Source organism: Brevibacillus sp. GCM10020057 (genome assembly GCF_042683565.1).
Taxonomy (GTDB): domain Bacteria; phylum Bacillota; class Bacilli; order Brevibacillales; family Brevibacillaceae; genus Brevibacillus.
Window position 1 is genome coordinate 607,425 of record NZ_JBHUJW010000043.1, and the last position, 15,326, is coordinate 622,750.

Below are 15,326 nucleotides of genomic sequence, written 5' to 3' on the forward strand. Positions count from 1 at the left end.
AAGAAACCAGTCCATCACGAGTTCTCCCGTGCGGACTGGTTTTTGCGCTTGCTGCCTTGTTTTGGGCAAGATTATTTTGCCACTGCTTTTTCCAGGTCTTTGACGCCATTGTAAATCAGGGTAAACAACTCATCGATGCTTTCTTCTTCGATGCAGGAAAAGGCAATGCGCAGGTCGGTTTCGCCAAGGGCGATGGTGCCTACGCCGTACTGGTCGAGCAGGTGATTGCGCAGTGTTTCGGCATCGACCGTTTTCAGCTTCAGGCACATGAAGTACCCGGAGTTGAACGGGTAGTAGCTCCACGCATCGTCGAACTTGCCGCTGTCCAAAAGCTGTTTGACGCGGTTCGCACGGCCTTTCATGATGTTGAATTTCTCTTGCTTCTGCGCCTGAAACTCCGGAGAAGTGAGGGCGTGCAGGACAAAGGTCTGGGAAGGATGCGCGCCGCTGGAGATGGTCGCGCGAATAATACCCAGCGTCTTTTGCTCCAGGGCGTTCAGCAGATCGGCAGATGGCGAGGCATACGTCACGAAGCCTACGCGGAAGCCCCATACGTATTCTTCCTTGGTCGCGCCATCCACTTTGACTGGCAGCACGCGCGGATGCAGATCGCACAGGCTGGCAAACAACGATTCCTGGAGCGAATCTTCAAAGAACAGGCCAAAATAGGCATCGTCCGTCACGGCCACGATGTTGATGCCCGCTTCGGCGCCAGCTTTGAGGGCGGCTACGATCTCTTTGCCTTCCTCCGGTCCTGGCGTATAGCCGGTCGGGTTGTTGGGGAAGTTCAGGACGACGATCGCTTTTCCTTTTTCTTTTTGCGCCAGGATGGCATCGCGCAGACCTGCCGCGTTGAACTTCATTTCGTCGTTATACAGTGGATAGTGAACGATTTCGGCACCGCGGCGGATTCCGAACGTCAGCTCGTAGTTTTCCCAGTTTTTGTCCGGGATGATGACGCTGTCGCCGCTGTCGGCAAACAGGTCCGCGACGATGCTCAATCCGTGCGTCAAGGCGTTGGTGACGATGGGGTTGCTGAAGGAGTGGTTCGCCAGCGCGGGTTGTTCCTCGATCATTTTTTTCCGCCATGCGGCACGCAGCTCCGGTTTGCCTGCTGGCGGGGCGTATTCGTAAATGTCTTTCGGTTGGAAGGAGGACAGATGATCCTGGATCACCTTGAGGTGCATAGGCTGTCCGTTCTCCAATGCAATCCCGATCGTTGCATTGTATTTTTTCGCTTTTGCCTTGGCTTCAGCTGATTGGCTCAGGATGCCCTCCTTTGGAAAGTAGATCAGCTTCGCCAGGTGGGACAACATTTCGTATACATGTGGATTTTCGCGCTGGATGGTCTCATTCAGCTGTGCTGCTAATGCGTGCATGGTAGCCTCCCTCTTCTAGTGGAACATCTGTATCGTTTACCAATAAAGATAGCGTATTCACAACCATTTGTCATCTGGCAGGGAAGGATTTTTCAGATAGTTGCATGGAATTCCTTTGACAAAAGTAAAATGGCTTTGCTACGGTGAAAACGTAACAGAGCAGGCACGGGAGGGATGATGGATGGCGGAGCGAATCATCGTTCGCTTGGGAGATCCGATTTTGCGTGAGCGATCCAGGAAGGTAGCGACGATCAATGCCAATACCGAGAAAATATTGAACGATATGGCGCAGACGATCTACGCGGAAAAAGGACGGGCCGGGCTGTCCGCGATCCAGATCGGCATTGCCAAACAGCTGGTCGTCATGGATTGCGGCGACGGGCTGATCGAGCTGATCAATCCGGTCCTGCTGGAGAAAGCGGGAGAGCAGATCGGTCCGGAAGCTTGCCTGTCAATTCCGGGTGTCGTCGGGATGGTAAAGCGGGCGCAGTATGTGAAGGTACAGACGCAAAACCGGGCCGGGGAGAACGTGATTCTGGAAGCGGAAGGTTTTACCGCACGCTGCTTCCAGCATGAAATGGACCATCTGGAAGGCATTTTGTTCATCGATTACGTGGATGAGCTGTATTCTGCCAAGACAGGAAAAAAATTAAAACCGCAAGACGCACAGCCGATTCTCATGCATCAGCGAAGAATCGTACGATAAGCGGATCGGGTACGGGATGGATGACAAATGAAACGATGGAACCTCGTGTTGACGGGATACGGAACGATTGGAAAGCAGGTAGCGGCTTTGCTTGAGCAGCGGCAGGAGCGGTATCGGGAAAAGTACGGCGCGGATGTCCGCCTGGTCGGTGTCGCCCGGTCTACTGGCGGCATTTACGCCGGGGAAGGGCTGACGCGCGCGGCATTGGATGCTTTTGGCAGGACGGAACGGGCGTCGGACGCGTCCTTTTCCGGCACTGATTTCATGCGCTCCTGTTATGGAGATGTTCTCGTGGAAGCGGGGCCGTCCGACATTGCTACAGGCGGGGCGGGGCTTGCTTACATACGCTGTGCGTTGGAGCAGGGAATGCATGTGATCGCGGTCTCCAAAGGGGCGCTGGTGACAGACTACGCGAACTTATCCGGCTTGGCGCGCAAGCACGGGGTCTCGCTCAAAATCAGTGGGGCTACGGCTGCGGCGCTCCCTACGATCGACCTCTTGCAGTACAACGTGGCGGGATGCGAAATTTTGGCCGTGGAGGGCGTCTTTACAGGAACGGCCAACTACGTGCTGACCTGCATGATGGACGAGGGCATTTCCTGCGAGGAAGCAATCGCCCGGGCACAGCAAATGGGAGTCGCCGAGCCTGATCCGACATTTGATCTCGACGGCTGGGATACGGCATGCAAGGTGACAATTCTCGCCAACGCCGCGTTTGCTGGGCAGCTAAAGCTGGCGGATGTGCCGATCATGGGCGTGCGGGATGTGAGCCGAAAACAGCTCGCGGCCTGGAAAGAGGCGGGATTGACGCCGAAGCTGGTGGGAAGCATCCGCAAGACGTCTGCAGGTGTCCGCGCCGCAGTGGAACTATTGGCAGTGGAGCCCACCCATCCGTTTGCAAGCGTAAAAGGGACGACCAAAGCCATCCGTGTCGAAACGGATGTAATGGGCGAGCTGCTCGTCATCGGCGGAAAGTCGGACCCGACGGCCGCAGCCGCAGCTGCCTTGAAGGATCTGGAGCATATCATCAGCCGCTAGCTGGCATTTTCAGCCAATCACAGCAACGCAAAGAAAGCCGAGTCCTCTTCCAGAGAGGCTCGGCTTTCGCTTCAAGCTCAGGTTTTTTCTTATCCGATAAATTCTTGCACCCAGTAACCGTTGACGTAGCCTACGCCGATTTTGGTGAAAGCCGGGTTCATAATATTTTGACGGTGGCCTTCGCTGTTCATCCATTGCGTCATGACTTCTTCGGCCGTTCGCTGACCCATGGCGATGTTTTCCCCGGCAGTCATGAACGAGATGCCGTATTGCTTCATCATGTCAAAGGGAGAACCGTACGTAGGGCTGTTGTGGTCGAAGTAGTGGTTGCTCGACATGTCCTGGGCTTTGGCGAGCGCCATTTTCGACAGAGATGTGTCCAGTTGCAGCGGTTTCAGTCCAGCTTTCGCCCGCTCCTGATTGACCAGGTTCGCTACCTGTTTTACGACATCAGAAGCTTCGGCCAGCTGCCCGGCATTGTTGACAGGTGCAGCCGGCTTGGCTTGCGGCTGCGCAACTGCTGGCGTTTGCTTTTTGACAGGCTGCTGCACAGGAGCCTGGACAGGCTTTTGCGGCTGCGTCGGCTTCACAGGCAATTGGTAGCCAAATTGCTGCAAGTAGCTCATATATGGGAACCATTGGATTTGCTGCATGTAAGGTGCAGACGCTTGTATCGGGCAAGTAGTTGCAGCGGCGGCAGAAGCTGTGGAAGAAAAGCCGGACAGGGCAAAACCCAATCCCAAAGTCGCGATTGCAATCGTTCCGAGGCGTTTCATATTCACATCTCTCCTTTTTTTGGCCTACGAGGTTAGTTGACGGATTCGGATTGAGGAAACAACCCTACGCCCATTGGCGATTCACCCCATGCAGTCTCACAACTGCAAATAAAAAATCCCCCGCACTTCCATTCGAGAGGAAGTTTCGGCTTTTTTGTTGGCATGACCCAGAATACCAGACATGTCGGGTGGAAAGATAGGAACAATTTTTGCCAACGATCTGGAAAGCTTCCTTATTCCGGTTGTTTTTCAGCGGAATTCCAGGCCGTCAGTCCGCCTTCCAAAGCGACTGCGCGGTAGCCGTTTTCCCGCAGCAGGGCAGCGGCTTTTTGCGCCTTGTTTCCCGTCGTGCAAACGGTAATGATCGTTGCGTCCTTGCAAGCCGCAGCGAGCTGGTCTTGCAGAGGTTGATCCTGTTCCTTCATATGTACAAAAGGTACGTTCACGGGGGTGAGACCGTCCACTTGCAGGCTGCCGGCCCGATATTTTTCCTCGTCGCGCACATCCAGGATGATCAGCTTTTCGTTTTCCTTCCGCAGCTGTTCGAGTTCGCTGCGGTTAACCACGTCTTTGTTCATTCGTATCACTCCTCGGATACATTGTAGCAGATGCGGGCGCGGATGGCATGTCTGACTGGACGGTTGCGACTTCAAGGCAGGTGTGGTAGAATGTTGTTACTACTTGAGAATCCGTTACGTAAGATTCGCACGAGCAGGATCTTACGTTTTGTTTTTTGAATGCCCGATTCACACTGGCGCGGTCATCGGAGCCGCAAGGATGAAAGAGAGGCAGGGCTTTCGTTGTTTTAGGTTTTCAAAAGATGTACTTTTCCTGATGTAGTTCCGTATTAACGATTTTCATATGACAGTAGCAGGTATGCATTCACATATCATGAAGACATATCTTTAGGTCAGAAGGTATTTCTTCATGATATGTGAACTTTTATTTGCTTCGGTAAATATGACTAGCATATTCAAAATTGACTTTCTTGGAGGTTTTTTTCAATGCAAACGAACGGAACAGTAAAATGGTTTAACGCAGAAAAAGGTTTCGGTTTCATTCAAGTAGAAGGCGGAGACGACGTTTTCGTACACTTCAGCGCAATCCAGGGGGAAGGCTTCAAAACTTTGGATGAAGGTCAACGCGTTCAATTCAACATCGTGCAAGGCAACCGTGGCCCACAAGCTGAGAACGTAGTAAAACTGTAAGTCTCCTTTGCAAAAAACTGTCCGTACGCGGGCAGTTTTTTTGTGCCTGCAAAACAGAACCATTGACTCCAGCTGGATTCATCTGAACAGAAAAAGGAACTATGGCTCCTACCATAATTCCTTTTTCTCGCTCTTGCAGATGTTGCTTAGAATCAGTCATCGACGCGGACGGTCTGCAACTGGCTGTCCAGTACGGAAAGGCCGACCAGCTGGCCACCGCCGATGGAAGTACGTCCGTAGGTGGTCAGAAGGACATTGCTATCGTCGCTGCCGCCGTCATTGCCGTGATTTCTGCGAACAAACAGACGAACTTCATAATGGAAGGAAGCGGGTACACTGGCATTGAGTGCAATACGGGTATTTCCTGGAAGAGTCTGCGTGACATCGAGCAAAGTGCCGACAGGGTTGGTTTGCGTGACCGCATTTCCCCAGTTCAGCACTTGTACCCGCACCTCAACATTTTCGTTGTTCAGGTTGACCAGGTCGATGTGCGCGGTGAGGGCAACATTAAGATTGTTTTGAAGGATACCAGTAGTGCGAGCAGTACGGGTCCTGTTGTGATCTGTCATTCTTTTCACTCCATTCATCGATTTTTGTTTTGTGGGACATAATACTTTATTTCAACCTGTCTCCCTTTGTAACGGCGAACGTATTGGGACAAGGAACCATTTCAACTAGGAAGAGGTGGAATTTATGAACTCGGCGGATGTGTTTTCGCAGGCTGACTATACAGCCAGATTCGAGTGGGGGTATGAAGGCGTAGAACAGGTAGGCAGGGACGCCGACAGAAACGAAAAGATTGAATTGCGAACACAAGTTCCCATCTGTTATAATGGAAAGGCAGAAGGCATTCGCTATGTTCACACGAGCGACTTGTCCTTTTCAGCAGCAGTTCTTGTGTAATGGAGGGCAGAAAATGGCGGAGAAGTGTTCATATCCATCAGCGGACGGATTTTACGGCGGGGAGACATCGTATGTGCAGCGACCCGTTGTCGCTGAAGACGATTTTGGCGAGATGTGTTTCCGCATTTACGACAGCACGCAGTACCATTACCCGATTCACGTCAAATGGTTTGTCAGGGAGCGCGGCTCCTATGGCTCAGTCCATTCCGCCTGGGGGCTTGTCCGCGAGATTGACGTCAAGCAGTATGCGGTCAAGCTGGTCGGCCATGAACAATCATGCTGGATCAAAGTGGAAGACATCGTGAGTGTATCCAGATCCTGAATTTCCTTCCCGCTTTTTGCTCACCAGCGTTTTCGCCGGCGCATATGCTGGGGAAAAGGTGGTGATACAGGTGGGCTACTCGCTGGCTGATTGGATGATCTACACGATCTGGGCGATTTTTGGACTTATGATCATCGATTTTCTGATTGTCCTGTTCCGGTCATTTTGGGAAGGCACCTTTAGCCCGAACTTCATTCTGGGGTATTTGAAGGACATTTTGTACTACATCCTGCCACTGAACGTCATCGTCTCCATGATCTCGATCGATCCGACGAAATACACCTTGATCGTCTTCTACTTCCTTTCCGGGATTGCCGTCATTCTCAAGTATGTGCTCGATATTAAAGGCAGGTTTGCTGGCTAATCAAGTGGCCGATAGTCTTCCTGATTGCAGGGAGGCTGTTTTTTTGCCAAACATCATCTTCGCTCCGAGACATGAACGGCATGTCCGCCTGTATATAATTGGGAATGAAGCTGCTCACATCATCGCCACATCTCACCGGGTGAACACGCGACAGGGCCAAGGCACCACATGGCTTGTCCTTTCATACTATATTCAAAATATTTTGCAAAAGGAGTTGGTGCCATGAGGAGATACCAGTGGATCAAGTGGCGGAAAATCCTCCTCTGGCTTGGCATCATCGTCTTTCTCGCAATCGTTCTGGTGACAGGAGGTCCGACTTATTGGGCGGTCGCCTGGGGGATTTTTACCCTTCTGTTTCAACTGCTTTTTGCCGTCTTGTTCATCATCATTCAGTTCGTCGCGCTGTTCTGGTTTCTGGCTCGCGGACGAACGTACTGGATTTTGCCCGGGGAGACCGGCTCGACCTGGGAAGACTACCGGGGCAACCCGGAAATTGTGGAAAACGCCAAACGAATCGTGACGCTGCTCAAAGGCGTCAAGGAGTTCAAGGAAATGGGCGGCGAGGCGATCCGCGGACTGCTTCTCTGCGGACCTCCCGGGACCGGAAAATCGTATCTGGCACAGGTGATCGCCAACGAAGCGCAGGTTCCTTTCGCGTACGCTTCGGCACCGAGCTTTCAAAACATGTTTTTCGGGGTAGGCAACCTCAAGGTGATGGGGCTGTATCGCAAAGCGAGAAAGCGGGCGAGGGAGTACGGCGCATGCATTATTTTCATTGATGAAATCGACGCCATCGGGATGAAAAGGCAAGCTGGCGGCGGCATGGGCGCAGGAATGTTCGGCATGGCCGGAGCAGGGCTGTTGAACGAGCTGCTGCTCCAGATGGACCCTCCGAATATCGACAATACGAAAATCGCCAGGCTGCTGCGGACGCTTGGCTTGCACCGCAAAAAGGCGGAGCGGCCGGCCGTCATGACGATTGCTGCGACGAACTTGCCGGATGTCCTCGATTCGGCGCTGCTGCGGCCGGGACGCTTTGACCGACAGCTTTGGGTCGACTCCCCGGACTACAACGGACGGATTGATGTCTTTCAATATTATCTTAATAAGGTAAAACACGATGAAACTTCGCTGACTCCTGAAAAGGCAGCCCTCGATACGATCGGGTACAGCCCTGCGCAGATCAAGCATATCGTCAACGAAACGGTTGTCATCGCCCATCAGCGGGGGGCGGCTCTCGCCAACTACGAAGACTTCCGCGCCGCCATGGAGACGTACGAGTGGGGGATCAAGCAGCCGCTGCGTTCCATGAGCGACGACGAAAAGCGCAATGTGGCCTATCATGAAGCGGGGCATGCCGTCGCGCAGTTTTTTCTGAAACCGCATGAACGCGTCTGGAAAGTCACGATTATCCGGCGAGGTGGCGCTCTTGGCCTCGCCGCGACCAAGCCGACGCACGAGCGATACAACCAGAGCGACAGCGAAATTTTGGCAGCCATTCAGGTCTGTCTCGCCGCCCGCGCGGCAGAGGAAGAATTTCTGGGGAAAAAGCTGAACGGCGTGACCTCCGACTTGCACCAGGCTACTGAACTCGCCGGGGCATACCTTGGCATCGTCGGGATGGGGGATGAACTGTTCAGCTGGCTGGCGGCCGGTTCGCGCATCGACGGTCTGAAGGCGCTGCGCCCCAAAATCAACGAGCTGCTAAAAGAGCAGATGGCCCAGGTGAAAAAACTGTTGGTGGACTACGCCGACTTCGTGCACGCCATCGCCGCAGAGCTGCTGAAGCGCGGCGATCTGACCGGGGATGAAATCGAGGAGCTGCATCATCAGCTGTATGGGGTGAGAAAAAGAGAAGCAGCCGACCCCAATAACTGAATCCAATTGGGCGCAGGGCACATCGATCCGGCATTCGCAAAGACTGTTTCGACAATCAACCGTTTTACGTTATAATGGTAATCGTGTAAATAAACAAAAGGAGCACTCTACATGGATTTTCACGCACTAAAAGATATTATTCACGGAAGACGGAGCATACGCAAATTTACGGACCAGCCTGTGTCGATTGACGACATCAACGATATCATCGATTGTGCTCGTTACGCGCCGAGCGACACGAATTCGCAGACATGGGAATTTATCGTCATCACGAACAAAGAGAAGATCAAGCAAATCGAGCAGCTCACCTGGGATGCTCTTCATGAAAAAGCGGCGGAAGCGACAGAGCGAGGGTTTGAAAAAGAAGCCAAGCTGCTGACTCGTTCGTTTGGTCCCTATGCGACTGCTTTCTCGGATGCGCCTGCACTCATCATCTGCCTGGCGACGCCGTACCAGTCGAAATTCCGGGAAAAAATCTTCGAGCCGATCCAGTTGGTGAACGAATCGGTTTGGGAAGAAGAAGGCATCAAGAGCAGCTGCCTGGCCACGCAAAACCTGATGCTTGCCGCTTATGCCAAAGGCTTGGGAACGTGCCCGATGACCGGACCTGTTCTGCTCGCCGCTGATAAAATCAGAAGCTTCCTGAATATTTCCAGCGAAAAGCAAATGAACATGGTCATTGCCCTTGGCCATCCGCAAGAGACGCCGAAGAAGCTCCCTCGCAAAGAAGTAAGCGAGATCACGACGTACATTCAATAAACGGGCAAGCACATAGCAAAGGCACCGGCTTTACGTCCGGTGCCTTTATTCGTTGCGGGACTTCGATGCAGGACCGTCGAGAACGACCCGTGCATCGCCCGCGGGAAGGTCACGGTCATTATTCTTTTGCAGCGTCCGCTTCGCAGTTGGTGTAGTTGAACTGCCACTCGATGCCGAACTTGTCCACTACGCTGCCGTACAATTTGCTCCAGAATGTCTCCTGCAGCTCCATGCGCACGGTCCCGCCTTCGCTGAGTTTTTGGAAGTACTCCTTCATTTCATCCATGTTGTCATGAACGATTGCGAGACTGATATTGTTTCCGGGTGTGAATGGCATGCCGGGGAACACGTCAGAGAACATGAGCATCGTTTTGCATACTGTCAAGTTCGTATGCATGACAAGCGCTTTTGCTTCTTCCGGGAGCGGGTATTCAGGATTGGGGGGAGCATCTCCGAAGGTCATGATTTGCGGTTTTTCCGTTCCGAAGACTTGTGCGTAATACTCGACGACCTCACGGCAGTTTCCGTTGAAGTTCAAATAAGGATTGATCGGCATCGAATTCTCTCCTTTTCAGTGGTAGTTGTACCCATTTTAGCTTGTACCAGGAGTTTTGCAAATAAACTAGACGGAATTTTTTTCCGGCATTGTGAGCGATCATTTCGTCACCTTGGTGTGGTTCCATGGCGACGGTGACATCCAGACACCCGGCGAGATCCAGCTTTCACAAAAAGTCAGGTCAGACATCTGGATGACCTACGGACTGCTCGCTCATTTCGCGAAAATGGGCAATGTGCTGAAAGCCTGGCAAAGCACAGGCGAAAAAGCGTGCACCTGTATTGACACCTGTTACTATATTGAATAACATAAAAGTAACAGATCCCACCACGCCTCTTAACAATGCGTACCAAGGTGGGCCTTTTTCTGTTTCGGGGGAATCAATGACTGCACAATCCTATCAAATAAGCAAGCCACCCGCTACCTTTGAAGAGCAGTTGCAAATCTTAAAAAGTCGCGGTTTGATCGTAGAGGATGAAGATTTTGCGATCAGGAAACTGAAAAAAATAAACTACTATCGACTCAGCGCTTACGGACTGAGCCTGAAGCGGAGAGGCACGTACATTCCGGGAACAACGTTTGCCCGTATCTACAACCTGTACGAATTTGATCGCCGATTTCGCTATCTCATCTTGGAGCTGGCAGAACAGGTGGAAATCGCGTTCCGAACGCATATTTCCTACCATATCGCTCATCAGTACGGCGCTTTTGGGCATCTCGAAGCAGCCCATTTTGACAATGTTGACTATCATCAAAGTTTTCTCTATGCATTAACGAAAGAAGTTCAACGATCACAGGAGCAATTTATCCGGCATCACCTGGATAAGTACCATGGCGATATTCCGATTTGGGTGGCCGTCGAAGTGCTGTCCTTCGGTGCGCTTTCAAAACTCTATTCCAATATGAAGCTAGAAGATCAGACGTACATAGCCAAAACGAACTACCGGGTTCCAGCTGTGTATTTGAAAAGCTGGCTGAAATGTTTTGCGTATGTTCGCAATATTTGTGCGCATTACGGCAGGCTGTATAACAGACCTCTGACGAGTAAACCGAGACTTTCTCGCGAATGGAAAGCAAGAGGCATTCCGCAAGATCGGATTTTCGCCCCGATCTGTATCGCTAAACAGCTGATCCACGATCCGCAGATCTGGTCCGATTTTCTCGTGCGACTGGAAGCCTTGTTTTCCGCGTACCATGAGGACGTGGAATTGCATAGGATCGGCTTTCCGGAAGACTGGGAAGCGTTGCTGCGAAAACCGTGAGAACAGACAAGGCGACCACCTTCATGGCTTCATCGGAGTCCTTGTCTGGATCGGCGACTGTCTACCTGATCGTCTACCACTACGGCCACCCGGGACGCCTTGGCGGAAAAACAATGCGGCAGAGCGTCGTCAAGCCGAGATAGCCAAAAAGCGGATAGAGAAACATCAGCAGTTGGGAGTAACCGATCAGACAGAGCGCGAACGCAGTGAGAAACAAAAACAGGTAGATGCGCGATTCCGGTATGGAAAACAGCTCCCGCAGCTGCTGGCCGATCCCGAAAACGTTGGAGATGAGCGTCGTAAAAATTTCCGAGTAGAGGACGAATACAAAAAACAGCTGCAGCCATTCGTTCCACTGGTCGGTGACAAACAGGATCGGGATGTCCATGAAGCGGACGTCATCCCAGTTGGCGAGCATGGCAGTGTGGACGACGAGCAGCATAAATCCGAGGACGACTCCCCCGATGACAGCGGCGCGAAACAGGATGGCTCGCTCGCGGATGGCGTAACCAATCGGGATGAGGACGGATTGGGCCATCGCGAGGTTGAAGGATACATAGAGAATGGTTTTCCACAGAAAGATGTAATGGTCCGGTGCTGCGAGCGGGAGCGGGGAATCGGCCGTTCCTTCGAGCAAGATGAGGATGGCAAACAGGAGCATGGAAGGCACGACGAGCGCGTTGACGACGAGCAGCCGATCCAGACCCTTCCGCAAGATTAGCAAGGCGAAAAAGAGCGTGGCAACAGTGCCTGCGACGTACGGGATGTGAAACTGTTCCTCCAGCAAGGAGCCGGCACCAGCCAGCATCACGGTGGTCACGCCGAACAAGGTCAGGAATACAAGCATGTTCATCGTCCGCCCGACGACGGGTCCGAACAGCTGCAGATTAAACGATTCATAAGATGGCGTACGCATCTGGTGTGCGAGCAGCATCATTTTGTAGCCCAACCAGACGAACAGGGCGGTAGCACCCAGGATACCGATCGTGCCTGCGTGCCCGTAGGATGTAAAAAATGCAAGGATTTCCTGACCGCTTGCGAATCCGGCTCCGACCACTGTTCCGATATACGTGGCAGCGACCTGTATACTTTTTCCCCACAAGTTCATACCGGTCTGTTCCCCTCCGAATAGGATGCTAGTACAAGTGTATGAGCGACCGGGGAAAACAGACGAGAAAAAGGCGGCTGGCACGATGCCAATCGCCTTTTTTCCCCTTCCTACTTCCGACTTTATTCCGAAAGCGTTTACAACAGGAACATTGCGATAATCGTCGTGACCAACAGGCCGATTGAGACCGGGTACAGATTGCGCCGGGCCAGCTCGAACGGATCGACGCCGCAGATCGCTGCTGCTGGAATTAGCGCCCATGGAATGATCGTACCGCCGCCGACCCAAATGGCGGCAATTTGCCCGAGAGCCGTCAAGGTCGCAGCACCGGAGCCCAGGGCGGTCGCGAACAGCTGGGCCAGGGAACCTGCCAGCGTGATCCCCGAGAAGCCGGAGCCGTCCAGCCCTGTGATGACGCCGACTGCGGAAAGGGTGAGCGCGGCGACTTCTTTGCTGATGGGAATGGTATGGGCCAGCGCGATACCAAGGTCGTTGACGATGCCTTGTGAGCCTGCAGGAAGGACTTCTCCGAACACTTTGACGAAGCCGCTGTCCCCCATGTAGAAGAAAGCAGCGATCGGAATGACCGGCCCGAACACCTTAAAGCCGAACTGGAAGCCCGAGATGAGATGCGTGGTGACTACCTCCAGCCCTTTTTGTTTGTGGGCGAGCATGGTGGCGACGAGCAGGATCAGCAAGGCGGTGCCGCCAACGAGTGCGGTCGCATCTCCGCCTCGCAAGTCAAGGGCGAACATGGCGACGACGTCCAGCAAAAACAGAATGGGCACGGCAGCAGCGAGCGTTTTCCGCACGCCGCCAGACAGCGGCACGCGCACCGGGGCAAAGACGGAATCCGGCGCGGCAGTTTCGGACGATGTCGCCGGGATATTCCCGATTTTCATGTCCTTGCGCAAATACCAGAAAGCTGCGATCGTCGTGACCAGACCCATGACGATGACGAGCGGCACGCTGGCCGTGATGACATCCTGGACGGGAATGCCGGCAGCTTTTGCTGTCAAGGTAGGGGCTCCCTGAATGACGTAGTCACCGGACAGGGCGATTCCGTGCCCGAACAGGTTCATGGCGACAGCCACCCCGATGGCTGGCAGTCCGGCGCGCAGGGCGACCGGAAGCATGACGGCCCCGATCAGGGCGACCCCTGGCGACGGCCAGAAAAACCACGAAATGACCATCATGACAAGACCGATCACCCAGTACGCGAGGGTGGGATTGCGGATCAAGTGCGTCATCGGGCGAATCATCGTCTCGTTGACTCCCGTATCTGTCAGCACATGGCTCATGGCGACGATGATACAGATCACCAAAATGGTGGGCAATAGCTCGGTGATGGCGTAAATAAAGCTGCCGAATATGCCGCCGATGGCCATCGTGAGCGAACCGGTGGCGACCAGGCCAAGGAGTGCGATGCCGACAATGCTGATCAGGCTGGTGTCCCGCCGCAAGACCATGAGCAGAATGATGCCGAGCACAAACAATACATAGACACCGTGAATCCAGGCAAGTTCGATACCCATCTGCGAACCCTCCTTTAGTTTTCTTTTGTGTATAGGCGTTTGTTCCACCATATGCGGCGCGCGGAGCAGGGGTGAGAGCGCAGAGGGGAGCAGAGTTCTTTGGAAAACTGGCATTTTTGCCCACAATATGTGACGATGAGAGTGGCCCATTGGCACACTTGGGATCTTAGCACGAGGGGGGAAAGGCGCTTCCCGACTTTTCGTTTTGATGGGAGCAGCGCCGCTTAGCGATGAAGACAACAACACCCATTCAGCGAAAAATGGACCAAGCCATCGAGCTGTTGGAACGGCGCTTTCTGGAACGAAGTGAACTCATTCGACTGTTGATGCTCGGAATTATCAGCGGGGAGAACGCGCTGGTGATCGGCCCGCCGGGTACGGCAAAATCGCAGCTGGCCCGCGCCATCTCGCAGCTATTCGGCTCCGAGCATTGGTTTGAATATTTGTTGACGCGATTTACGACGCCTGACGAAATTTTTGGTCCGGTTTCCTTGCAGCAGCTCAAGCAGGACCAGTATGTGCGCAAGACTGATGGCTACTTGCCCAAAGCCCAGTTTGCCTTTCTCGACGAGATTTTCAAGGCGAACAGCGCCATCTTGAATGCCCTCCTGTCCATTTTGAACGAGCGCATGTACTTTAACGGGCGGGAAAAGGAAGCGGTGCCCTTGCAGTTTCTGATCGCGGCCTCCAACGAGCTGCCGGATGACGACGAACAGCTTAGTGCCTTGTACGACCGCTTTTTGTTCCGCTACGAGGTCGGGTATTTGCAGCATGCGTCCAGCTACGAAAAAATGTTCGCCCTGCCGAAAAATCCGCTTCCGGTCGTGTTTTCGCTCTACGATGTCAGCGATATACAAGCGGCGGCAGCCGAGGTCGTCATCCCTGCGCCAATCGTCTACTTCCTGTACCGGTTGAAGCAGGATATGGAAGCCAAAGAATACCGGCTCTCTGACCGGCGCTGGAGCAAAATCGCCAACGTCTGGAAGACATCTGCTGCCCTGCACGGCCGCGAGCAGGTGACGATCTGGGACACGGTTTTTACGCCGCATATGATGTGGGACGTTCCGGAAGACTTGCCCGTGATGCGCGAGCTGTTTGAGCGCCAGTTTACGGAAATGATCAAGGCAGAGCTGGAAGATGAGCTTCCCCTGCGCCATTTCGGACAGATCGCCGACAAATGGAAGGGGAAGGAATCCGAGCTACACGCCTTCCAGTTCAAAAAAGAGGTCGGGGCGAAAATGGGCAAGGAGGCTTTGGAGCGCAACCGGCAGCTGCTGGAAGAAAGCCGCGTGGAAATCGAAGAGACGGCCAGAGACTTGCGCAACCGCCTCTTGCAATGGCAGAAGCGGGAACAGGGTCTGGCAGACTACATACTGGAAAAAAACCGGCTGATCCATAACGTGGAGACGTACACGGTGAAATACGCCTACTTGCGCATCGAAGGCGAACGGCTCCTGCAACAGCTGCAAAAGGCGTACCGGACGGTGTTCGATCAGGAAATACCGGGAACAGAGTACGACTACACGCTCTAG

General features: G+C 53.4%; 17 protein-coding genes and 1 riboswitch. Of the genes, 10 read left to right on the forward strand and 7 right to left on the reverse strand.

Annotation, left to right across the window (positions count from 1 at the left end; genetic code table 11):
- Positions 1-71 precede the first annotated feature (71 nt).
- Positions 72-1,379, reverse strand: a complete 1,308-nt coding sequence (locus ACFSO0_RS16650) for an aminotransferase class I/II-fold pyridoxal phosphate-dependent enzyme (RefSeq protein WP_376882032.1) — start codon at positions 1,377-1,379, stop codon at positions 72-74.
- A gap of 181 nt (positions 1,380-1,560) precedes the next feature.
- Here ACFSO0_RS16650 and def point away from each other — a divergent pair, with 181 nt between their 5' ends.
- Positions 1,561-2,085, forward strand: coding sequence for a peptide deformylase (def, locus tag ACFSO0_RS16655; RefSeq protein WP_376882034.1), 525 nt, complete (start codon positions 1,561-1,563; stop codon positions 2,083-2,085).
- A gap of 27 nt (positions 2,086-2,112) precedes the next feature.
- The gene (locus ACFSO0_RS16660; protein ID WP_376882036.1) at positions 2,113-3,123 is read left to right on the forward strand and encodes a homoserine dehydrogenase; all 1,011 of its coding nucleotides are present in this window, start codon (positions 2,113-2,115) and stop codon (positions 3,121-3,123) included.
- Between the two features lie 89 nt (positions 3,124-3,212).
- Here the strand turns inward: ACFSO0_RS16660 and ACFSO0_RS16665 are convergent, their stop codons facing one another.
- Together ACFSO0_RS16665 and ACFSO0_RS16670 are read right to left on the reverse strand one after the other, a co-directional pair.
- Positions 3,213-3,899 (reverse strand): CAP domain-containing protein, encoded by a 687-nt coding sequence (locus tag ACFSO0_RS16665; RefSeq protein ID WP_376882037.1) that lies wholly within the window; start codon positions 3,897-3,899, stop codon positions 3,213-3,215.
- Positions 3,900-3,905: 6 nt separating this feature from the next.
- Positions 3,906-4,060, reverse strand: a riboswitch (cyclic di-AMP (ydaO/yuaA leader).
- A gap of 72 nt (positions 4,061-4,132) precedes the next feature.
- Positions 4,133-4,477, reverse strand: coding sequence for a rhodanese-like domain-containing protein (locus ACFSO0_RS16670; protein ID WP_376882039.1), 345 nt, complete (start codon positions 4,475-4,477; stop codon positions 4,133-4,135).
- Positions 4,478-4,903: 426 nt separating this feature from the next.
- On the opposite strand from ACFSO0_RS16670, the gene ACFSO0_RS16675 reads away from it, so the two are divergent.
- A complete protein-coding gene (locus ACFSO0_RS16675; protein WP_055744215.1) occupies positions 4,904-5,107 on the forward strand; it encodes a cold-shock protein in 204 nt (67 codons plus the stop codon).
- Positions 5,108-5,259: 152 nt separating this feature from the next.
- On the opposite strand, the gene ACFSO0_RS16680 is transcribed toward ACFSO0_RS16675, so the two are convergent.
- Positions 5,260-5,676, reverse strand: a complete 417-nt coding sequence (locus tag ACFSO0_RS16680; protein WP_376882040.1) for a hypothetical protein — start codon at positions 5,674-5,676, stop codon at positions 5,260-5,262.
- A gap of 124 nt (positions 5,677-5,800) precedes the next feature.
- Between ACFSO0_RS16680 and ACFSO0_RS16685 the strand changes: the two genes are divergently transcribed.
- From ACFSO0_RS16685 to ACFSO0_RS16705, 5 genes are all read left to right on the forward strand, one after another.
- On the forward strand, positions 5,801-6,010 hold the full coding sequence (locus tag ACFSO0_RS16685; RefSeq protein WP_376882041.1) for a hypothetical protein: 210 nt from the start codon (positions 5,801-5,803) through the stop codon (positions 6,008-6,010).
- Positions 6,011-6,023: 13 nt separating this feature from the next.
- Positions 6,024-6,332: a YolD-like family protein gene (locus tag ACFSO0_RS16690; protein ID WP_376882042.1), complete on the forward strand. Its 309-nt coding sequence runs from the start codon at positions 6,024-6,026 to the stop codon at positions 6,330-6,332.
- A 70-nt stretch (positions 6,333-6,402) separates the two neighbouring features.
- Positions 6,403-6,696, forward strand: coding sequence for a hypothetical protein (locus ACFSO0_RS16695; RefSeq protein ID WP_376882043.1), 294 nt, complete (start codon positions 6,403-6,405; stop codon positions 6,694-6,696).
- A gap of 222 nt (positions 6,697-6,918) precedes the next feature.
- On the forward strand, positions 6,919-8,574 hold the full coding sequence (locus tag ACFSO0_RS16700; RefSeq protein WP_376882044.1) for an AAA family ATPase: 1,656 nt from the start codon (positions 6,919-6,921) through the stop codon (positions 8,572-8,574).
- Between the two features lie 111 nt (positions 8,575-8,685).
- Positions 8,686-9,333 (forward strand): nitroreductase family protein, encoded by a 648-nt coding sequence (locus ACFSO0_RS16705; protein ID WP_376882046.1) that lies wholly within the window; start codon positions 8,686-8,688, stop codon positions 9,331-9,333.
- A 118-nt stretch (positions 9,334-9,451) separates the two neighbouring features.
- Here ACFSO0_RS16705 and ACFSO0_RS16710 read toward each other — a convergent pair whose 3' ends face one another.
- A complete protein-coding gene (locus ACFSO0_RS16710) occupies positions 9,452-9,889 on the reverse strand; it encodes a VOC family protein (protein ID WP_376882048.1) in 438 nt (145 codons plus the stop codon).
- A 281-nt stretch (positions 9,890-10,170) separates the two neighbouring features.
- Between ACFSO0_RS16710 and ACFSO0_RS16715 the strand changes: the two genes are divergently transcribed.
- Positions 10,171-11,151: an Abi family protein gene (locus ACFSO0_RS16715; RefSeq protein WP_376882050.1), complete on the forward strand. Its 981-nt coding sequence runs from the start codon at positions 10,171-10,173 to the stop codon at positions 11,149-11,151.
- Positions 11,152-11,230: 79 nt separating this feature from the next.
- Here the strand turns inward: ACFSO0_RS16715 and ACFSO0_RS16720 are convergent, their stop codons facing one another.
- Positions 11,231-12,259 carry a YkvI family membrane protein gene (locus ACFSO0_RS16720; RefSeq protein ID WP_376882052.1) on the reverse strand — a complete coding sequence of 343 codons (1,029 nt, stop codon included), beginning with the start codon at positions 12,257-12,259 and terminating at the stop codon, positions 11,231-11,233.
- 137 nt (positions 12,260-12,396) lie between these two features.
- The gene (locus ACFSO0_RS16725) at positions 12,397-13,794 is read right to left on the reverse strand and encodes a hypothetical protein (RefSeq protein ID WP_376882054.1); all 1,398 of its coding nucleotides are present in this window, start codon (positions 13,792-13,794) and stop codon (positions 12,397-12,399) included.
- A 230-nt stretch (positions 13,795-14,024) separates the two neighbouring features.
- On the opposite strand from ACFSO0_RS16725, the gene ACFSO0_RS16730 reads away from it, so the two are divergent.
- Complete coding sequence (locus tag ACFSO0_RS16730; protein WP_376882056.1) at positions 14,025-15,326, forward strand: AAA family ATPase; 1,302 nt, start codon at positions 14,025-14,027, stop codon at positions 15,324-15,326.

Coding starts and splice junctions, on each gene's coding strand:
- ACFSO0_RS16650 (WP_376882032.1), bottom strand. CDS start 1,379: ATGCACGCATTAGCAGCACAGCTGAATGAGACCATCCAGCGCGAAAAT.
- def (WP_376882034.1), top strand. CDS start 1,561: ATGGCGGAGCGAATCATCGTTCGCTTGGGAGATCCGATTTTGCGTGAG.
- ACFSO0_RS16660 (WP_376882036.1), top strand. CDS start 2,113: ATGAAACGATGGAACCTCGTGTTGACGGGATACGGAACGATTGGAAAG.
- ACFSO0_RS16665 (WP_376882037.1), bottom strand. CDS start 3,899: ATGAAACGCCTCGGAACGATTGCAATCGCGACTTTGGGATTGGGTTTT.
- ACFSO0_RS16670 (WP_376882039.1), bottom strand. CDS start 4,477: ATGAACAAAGACGTGGTTAACCGCAGCGAACTCGAACAGCTGCGGAAG.
- ACFSO0_RS16675 (WP_055744215.1), top strand. CDS start 4,904: ATGCAAACGAACGGAACAGTAAAATGGTTTAACGCAGAAAAAGGTTTC.
- ACFSO0_RS16680 (WP_376882040.1), bottom strand. CDS start 5,676: ATGACAGATCACAACAGGACCCGTACTGCTCGCACTACTGGTATCCTT.
- ACFSO0_RS16685 (WP_376882041.1), top strand. CDS start 5,801: ATGAACTCGGCGGATGTGTTTTCGCAGGCTGACTATACAGCCAGATTC.
- ACFSO0_RS16690 (WP_376882042.1), top strand. CDS start 6,024: ATGGCGGAGAAGTGTTCATATCCATCAGCGGACGGATTTTACGGCGGG.
- ACFSO0_RS16700 (WP_376882044.1), top strand. CDS start 6,919: ATGAGGAGATACCAGTGGATCAAGTGGCGGAAAATCCTCCTCTGGCTT.
- ACFSO0_RS16705 (WP_376882046.1), top strand. CDS start 8,686: ATGGATTTTCACGCACTAAAAGATATTATTCACGGAAGACGGAGCATA.
- ACFSO0_RS16710 (WP_376882048.1), bottom strand. CDS start 9,889: ATGCCGATCAATCCTTATTTGAACTTCAACGGAAACTGCCGTGAGGTC.
- ACFSO0_RS16720 (WP_376882052.1), bottom strand. CDS start 12,259: ATGAACTTGTGGGGAAAAAGTATACAGGTCGCTGCCACGTATATCGGA.
- ACFSO0_RS16725 (WP_376882054.1), bottom strand. CDS start 13,794: ATGGGTATCGAACTTGCCTGGATTCACGGTGTCTATGTATTGTTTGTG.
- ACFSO0_RS16730 (WP_376882056.1), top strand. CDS start 14,025: ATGAAGACAACAACACCCATTCAGCGAAAAATGGACCAAGCCATCGAG.